1 protein-coding gene is annotated in these 836 nt (G+C 38.6%); it reads right to left on the reverse strand.

Going from position 1 to position 836, the window contains the following annotated elements:
- The coding region (locus EO119_RS08130) for a hypothetical protein (RefSeq protein ID WP_371666348.1) at positions 1-836 on the reverse strand (836 nt) is incomplete at both ends.

Raw genomic sequence — 836 nt, forward strand, 5'->3', positions numbered from 1 at the left:
TCTACATATTTTTTGTTCGCTGCATCGCCATCTTTTTCTGCATCCGCTACATTAGTAATTTTCATACCACCAGCATTAATGCCATCTTTACCGATTGTTACAGTTTTAGTGTCACCTGCTGCTCCACCTTGACCTGCTGCTGTATTAGCAATAGATACACCATCTGTACCTAATGTAACTTTAGAGCCTGTTGTACCATCTCCACTGCTGATAGATGTAATATTTTTCAAATCACTAGCAAGTTTTACATTTAATGTATCTGCTGCAGTAGCATCTTTTTTCACAGTGATATTGTTTTGACCGTGGATGTTTAAAGTTTCTCCTAATTTACGAGTTACTTTATCTGCTGTTGCATCATCACCGTTGAATGTCATACCACCGTCTACTAAGTTAGTAATTCTTGTGTCCAAATTAGTAATCGCTGTATTTTGTCCAGCATTGGTAGCATCTAATTTTTCGATTGCCTCTTTAATAGTCCCAGCTTCTTCTGTTGTACCATCTGCTTTAGTAACGTTGAATTTTGGACCTGTTATAGTTCCATCTGCTGCAATTGTAGTTCCACCAATGATAGCGCCAATTTCAGATTTAGCAGTATATAATTGACCGCCGTTTACAGCATCTTTGGAGTTTGCTGCTACTTTGCCATCTGCAATATTGGACAAGGTAGTAGGCGCTGTAGTTTCTCCATTAGGATTTACTAAACGAGCTTGTGGAGTTTTCACTTCTTCTGGTGCTTTACCGTTGTTTTCCTCAGCAGTTTTTACAGTACCATCAGCTTTTACTTCATCAGCTTTGTAATATTTACCATCTTTTGCTTTAACAACACGGTCGCCAGC

This window comes from Veillonella sp. CNR 79/14 (genome assembly GCF_003992185.1).
Lineage (GTDB): Bacteria > Bacillota > Negativicutes > Veillonellales > Veillonellaceae > F0422.